Below are 6,815 nucleotides of genomic sequence, written 5' to 3' on the forward strand. Positions count from 1 at the left end.
ACAGATGTTGGTTCATTTAATCTTGTGATTTTTTATGACAATGGATCTACAAGAAAAATCACAGGTTCGCTCATAGGTAATGTTTTTTCACGTATAAATGGTGAGGAATCTGATATTGATCTAAACAAGGTGATTCGTCGCAGCATTCCGATTCGCAAAATGTGGGTTTTCCATGGATGAATAGGTATAAATTCTTGAACATAAAGTTCAAGAATTTAGTAATAGAGCCATTTGAGTTCACCTTCGGTGAAGGCTCTATTACCAACCGATTCACTGAATCACGAAACACGCAGTAAATGCGCGTTTCTGTTATTTATGTTCAAGAAACCATGCATTTTCAATTGACTTATTATAGACTATTTGTTATCGTCAAATTGTATAAGTGCATTTTCTGACATAAAGATAACTTCGGCTGAGGATATTTTTTGTGGAGGAAGTATGATGATCAAAAAGGTAGTTGCAAGATTTTCTTCAATTCTTATGATCACTTCAATGGCTTTTCTTTGCATGTCCTGCGCTTATAACAGCGAACTCATAGATCCTGATACTGTTTATGATAAATATAATTCTTCTGCAGCTTCCATGCTAAAAGATGATAGTACACCTTTATCATCAAAACCTTCTTATTATGGAACAGACAAGTCTTCTACGACCAATAATGCCAAAAAAGAAAGAAACATACATTTTACTTCTTCTATAAATTCTCTGACAAATAGTACAGATTTTTCCAATATTGAAAATAGACTGTATAATACCGCAAATATAATGATGGTAGGCGATATTCTTCTTCACATGCCTATAGAAGAAACCTGCCTGCAGGAAGATGGAAGCTATGACTTTTCATCTCTTTTTGCAAATACATCTGACATTATAAGTAGCGCAGATCTTGCCCTTGTAAATCAGGAGGTCATAATAGGCGGAGAAGAGCTTGGAATATCAGGCTATCCTTGTTTTAATGCTCCTTATCAGATAGCTGATGCTCTTACAGCTTCAGGATTTGATGTTATATGTCATGCAACCAATCACGCTCTTGACAAAGGAAAGCGCGGCATCATCAATACCTTAAATTACTGGAATACTGCCCATCCTGAGATTGTCACGCTTGGAATCTATGATAATGAAGAAGACTCTAAAGGTATCACAGTAATAAACGTCAATAATATAAATATAGCAATCCTCAACTATACCTATGGAACAAATGGAATTCCGATACCCAAAAGCATGCCTTACTGCGTAGATATACTGGATGAAAAATCTGTAACGAATGACCTTGATCTTGCCGAAGAGATAGCGGATTTTACCATAGTATGTCCTCACTGGGGTACAGAATATGTACTTGAGCATACTTCTACTCAGGAATACTGGAGTAAACTCTTCATGGAACACGGCGCTGATCTTGTAATAGGAACTCATCCACATGTTATCGAAGACATAGAATATTATCATGAAGACGGACATGATATGCTTTGCTACTATTCTATCGGCAATTTTGTAAGCTGGACTTCAAGTAACGGCAAGGGTGTTCTTAACAGAGTTGTTGGTGGTATTGCAAATGTTACTATAAGAAAAGATTTAGATGGAAAAGTATACATAGAAAGCTACGATGTCATTCCAACTGTATGTCACTTAGAACCAGTAACAAGTGGCGTATCAGTCTATCCGCTCGAGCTGTACACTAATGAACTTGCACTTGCAAACAAAATAACAAAACAGGATTCATCCTTTACCCTTGACAATTGCCATGCCCTTGTCGAAGAAGTATGGGGTGAATCCTGTGAAATGAAGCTGCCTGACATCGAATGAATTAGTGAACTACTCGGTAATTGAATTACCGAAGATTCCCGCTTTATGTCCTAAAAATCTATTACTTATCCTTTAAAAATCATAATTCAATATGTGTTATATCTCCTGCAAAGCTTATATCCAGTCCTATCTTGCCGCCTGAATTCCTTCTTACATATATTACGCTTCTTCCTCTGTAAGTCATCCTAGTACATGAGCGCATATCCGTATTATCAGCAAGATCTCCGCCATCAAGTCCTAAAATCTGTGCATTGTCAGAAGATTTTACACTTATCTCTTCATCTTTAAAAATTACGTCTTTATTATCGATGTCTTTAAGGGATACAATAACCTGATATACATAGCCCATATTAGCTGAAGCCTTTTCAAAGCTCTCTTTTGTTATTGCATCAGCACTATCATATACAGATATTTCCAGATGATCTGCGGGTTTTGATGTATACAGGGTATCTGATATCATATCGTCATTATCACTTGCCGTAGCATCATTAGTTTTAGAACCACTTGCCTTAGAATCTTTAGCATTTGAAACCTTAGCATTAAGAACTTCAGCCTTACTATCTGCGCTGCATATATCTGCAAGGTCAAATCCGTCTTTTAGTTCAAGTCTTGCTTCAATGCTTCCCTTTTCATATGTAACTTCAAACCTGAAAGAACCATCCTCTGCTCTCTTACTCTCTTTCTTTATAAGTTTATTATTTACATATAATTTTACATCTTTAATATAGTCATCTTCAGGATCTGTAAAATAGGGTGCATAGCACTTTACTATTACTTTTTCGCCGTCTTCATAGTTCCACGAACGGGTTCTGTATAGCCACTCAGCTTTTTCCTCATCAGGTCTTTCTGTAAACATTTTTATAAAAGGCTCTGTAGTCCATAAGCTTTTTCTCTTATAATATTCTGCCTTAGGAAGTCCTGCAGTATTTATAATTCCTGCATGCGATCCATGGATTGGCCATCCATGAGCTTCTCCAAGATAATCAATTCCAGTCCATAAGAACTGGCCGCAGATATAGTCATTAAGTACTACAGCTTCCCACTGCTTAATACCATGTCCGTTTTCACTTCCAAGAAAAGTCTTTGATGGATACTTTTTATGAGACTCCTCATACAAGTGCTCTTTGTAGTTATAGCCTACAACATCAAGGCTATCTATAAATCCAAGCTTTGCAGAAAGCTCAGGAAACGCTGCTGCCACTGTTGCAGGTCTTGTAGTATCATTTTGTCTTACTATGTCTGACAATTCTTTGGAAAGCTCAGTGAGTCTTACCATATCAGGCTTGTCCGGATTATAGATCATCTCCTGCCTTGGCTTACCATTGTCATTATTACCTGTAAATTCCTGGAATATAGGATTAGCATATGGATCGTTAGGATAGTCTATTTCGTTACCTATGCTCCACATGATAACACTCGGATGTCTTCTGTCCCTGTCTATCATGTTCACAAGATCCTTCTCATGCCACTGCGGGAAATCCTCAAAATATCCCTGATGACGGGGAGGATATACGTTGTGGCCATGTGACCACTTATTCTTGGTATTCTCCCATTCATCAAAAGCTTCGTCCATAACATAGAATCCAAGGGCATCACAAAGCTCATATAGTTCAGGCATATGAGGATTATGAGAACATCTTATTGCATTGCAACCTGCCTTTTTAAGTACCTCAAGGCGCCTTTGCCATACTTCCTGTTTCATGGCGCTTCCAAGTACGCCTCCATCATCATGAACGCAGACTCCGCGAAGCTTTTCGGATATTTTATTACATGAAAATCCTTTATCCGGGTCAAAAGATATAACTCTTATTCCTGTTTTTTGTTCATCTACAAGATAAGAATCTCCGCCTTCTATACTATAGTAAGTTGATAATTTATATAAATTTGGTATATCAGCAGACCACAGATGGGGCTTATCAACTATTCCATCAATTACTACATCCACGGTGTCTTTAGCCTTAATTTCAGATTCTGCAAAAAGTTCCATGGAGGCTTGTTCAAAGCTTAAGTCATCATCACCTTTTTCCATCAAAGACTTTGATATAATAGATGACTTCGCATCCACATTGGACAAAGCTCCTACATACTCAAGGACGCATCTTACTCTTACCTTTTTATCCTCATCTGTCTTATTGGAGATCTTATTATTTATACTGATCCTTGCAGATATTCTGCCTGCATCTTCAAGTAAAGCTTTGGTATCAAGCCATACTCCGTATTCCAAAGGAGCAACGTTTTCATATACAGTTAAAGTAACCTTTTTGACAATCCCGCTGCCTGTAAACCATCTGGAATCCGCTATGTCTTCGTGACGCACTCTTACGCTTATGACATTGTCTTCATCACCAAATCTGGCATAATTGCTTATATCTATTGAATAAGATGCATAGCCGGAAGGACGTTTCCCCATAAAATAGGAATTGAACCATACGCTACTATTTTTATAAACACTATCAAAGGTTATCCTTATATTCTTACCTTTATATTCTTCCGGCAGCTTGAAATGGCACCTGTACCAGCCTGTGCCTCCGCGAAGATAACCTGTTCCACTTGAATAGTCCTTAGAAAAAGGGGCCTCAACAGACCAGTCATGTGGGATCATTACATCTTCCCACATACTGTCGTCAAAGCCCTTAAACCAAGCCTCCTCAACATCACCATAGAAAAATTTCCATTTATCAGTAAGTGTGGCTTTTATGGTATTCATATTTCCCCCCTAAGCACCTTAATTATTATCGTTTATAATTGCTGGATTTTCTGACCATAAGACCTGATGGCTTTATAAGAATATGCCTGTCAGCTTCATGACCGTCAGCAACATCTATAGCTGTATTGACAAGTGCCTGACCATATTTTTCATAATCATAGGCAACTGATGTAAGCCCCGGTTCTGCAACCTCGCACAGATCAGTATTATCATAGCTGACAACTGCAATATCTTCAGGAATTCTTAGACCGTGCTTTCTTATACTTCTGATAACTCCGGCTGCTGTGCTGTCGTTGATGCATATTACAGCTTCTGGAAGAGGCTTACCTGCAAGCGAGAACCTGTCAAAAAGTTCGTTCATTGATACAGCACCTTCTTCTATTCCGTATCCGCCAAAATTATCTGTATATAAGGGACTGTTTTCAAGTCCCAGCTCACCTGTCAGCTTCAAGAACTCATTATATTTAACATAGGTTGATTCAACATCAAGCCTTCCGCCAACAAGCGCGATCTTCTTATTACCATTTGATACAAGATGCTGCACAAGCATATCCATGGCAGCAACAGCATCAATCTGTACCTGATAACAACTTGTATTATCAAGCTTACCTGTGACTACAATCGGAACTTTACTTAAAAGGCGGTTGACCTCCTTTGCATAGGAAGGGTCTGTATTAAGATCATCGACAGCACCGCCCATCTGGATTATTGCATCTGCTCTCCATTGCACGAGCTTTCCAAGCTGTCTTATCTCCATATCGATCCTGCCAAAAGAGTTCATGAGCATTACAGAATAACCTCTTTTGTTGGCAGCATTTTCACATGCCACGTACATGTCCGCATAATACGTGTTCCTGATATCTGCGGCGATTATTCCTATGATTCGGCTTTTAGTGTCAGATAAGCCTCTGGCAACAGCGCTCGGCTTGAAATGGTACTTTTTTATAAGCTCAAGTACCTTTTCTTTTTTCTCCTGCTTAACCTTGGCATTGCCTGTAAGAACTCTGGAGACAGTAGCCGGTGAAACGCCAGCTTCCTTGGCAATCTCATATATAGTTATCTTCTTGTCTGCCTGCTCCATCTTTATCCTTCTCTCTTAAGGATTAACCTGCTCACAAGGTCCAAGTGAAGGATGATCCATAAGTTCTATCACACCTTGTGCTTTACCTTCTGTTTCGAATACTACTATTTCATTCTTACCTTTCTTAATCAAAGGTCCGGGAAGATACAAGGCTTTTTGTGGTCCTACCTCCCAGAATCTTCCAAGATTAAATCCGTTTATAAATACACATCCCTTTCCAAAGCCGTCCATGTTAATGAATGTATCAGCACAATCATCTGCTTCAAACGTATATCTGTAAAAAGATGGACCGTGATCTGTAATACTGTTTGAACCGGCATCTTTACTAGCATTTTTATGAGATGAATCCGTATCTATATCTTTAAATTTTAACTTTTCAATATTATCAAGAGGAAGTGTATATATGTCATAACCAAAGTGCTGATGTGTATTTATGAGAATAGTTCCATCAATTCCCTTACGCTGCTTGAGCATATAAGGACCAAAGTTAACTCTTCCCATATTTTCAACAAGTATGTCCATGTCCTTACCAAGTGATTCAACTGGCGGATCGATCTTCTTTGCTTCAAGAAGTTCTCTGTCATACATAGTTGCTATATTTTTATGATCAACATATACAAGTGCCCTGTCATTGGCATCAACAAGCCTTACTTCACCAATACCGGGAATCTCTTTGAGATTTGTATGGTAAAGAATATATCCGTAGCTTTGATCAAGCTTCTCCATTGATACAGGATATACGCTTTCGTGCTTCCTGGAGATAGCTGAAAGGCTGTCCCAAAGTGATACATATCCGTCTAACTCTATGCTGCCATAAGCTTTTCTCTTAACAGCTTCCGGCATCTTGACATCAGGAAGACCATACCTTTTGGATATTTCCTTTTTAAAAGCTATATATTTATCTGTTATCTGTCCATCTTCTGTAAGTACTGCATCATAGTCATAGCTTGTAACATCAGGTGTGAGCTTGTCATAATAATTGGCTCCGTTCATAAATCCAAAGTTTGTTCCGCCCTGGAACATGTAGATATTAACGTTGCCATTATCAAGCATATATGCAAAGTCTTTGACATTCTGCTCTACACTTGTTGTATGATGAAAGCCTGATCCCCAGTCATCGAACCAGCCAAGCCAGAATTCCATACAGGAAAGAGGTCCGTCTACATATTTTTGCATAAACTCAAAACGCTCTTTGGCATGTGAACCAAAGTTACCTGTCTGCAG

The 6,815-nt window shown here is 38.5% G+C and carries 5 protein-coding genes; 2 read left to right on the forward strand and 3 right to left on the reverse strand.

The features are described from left to right. Together K6G87_RS01280 and K6G87_RS01285 are read left to right on the forward strand one after the other, a co-directional pair. A partial coding sequence (locus K6G87_RS01280) for a hypothetical protein (RefSeq protein WP_296832794.1) occupies positions 1-180 on the forward strand: 180 nt, incomplete at its 5' end. A gap of 258 nt (positions 181-438) precedes the next feature. Continuing rightward, entirely contained in the window at positions 439-1,803 is a 1,365-nt protein-coding gene (locus K6G87_RS01285; protein ID WP_296832797.1) for a CapA family protein, read from the forward strand. Between the two features lie 79 nt (positions 1,804-1,882). On the opposite strand, the gene K6G87_RS01290 is transcribed toward K6G87_RS01285, so the two are convergent. The 3 genes from K6G87_RS01290 to K6G87_RS01300 all read right to left on the reverse strand — a co-directional run. Next, positions 1,883-4,510: a glycoside hydrolase family 2 TIM barrel-domain containing protein gene (locus K6G87_RS01290; protein WP_296832800.1), complete on the reverse strand. Its 2,628-nt coding sequence runs from the start codon at positions 4,508-4,510 to the stop codon at positions 1,883-1,885. 25 nt (positions 4,511-4,535) lie between these two features. Further along, a complete protein-coding gene (locus K6G87_RS01295) occupies positions 4,536-5,591 on the reverse strand; it encodes a LacI family DNA-binding transcriptional regulator (RefSeq protein ID WP_296832803.1) in 1,056 nt (351 codons plus the stop codon). A 15-nt stretch (positions 5,592-5,606) separates the two neighbouring features. Beyond that, positions 5,607-6,815, reverse strand: a 1,209-nt coding sequence (locus K6G87_RS01300) for a beta-galactosidase (RefSeq protein ID WP_296832805.1), incomplete at its 5' end; no start/stop codon positions are given.

The sequence above is a fragment of the Butyrivibrio sp. genome (genome assembly GCF_024699075.1).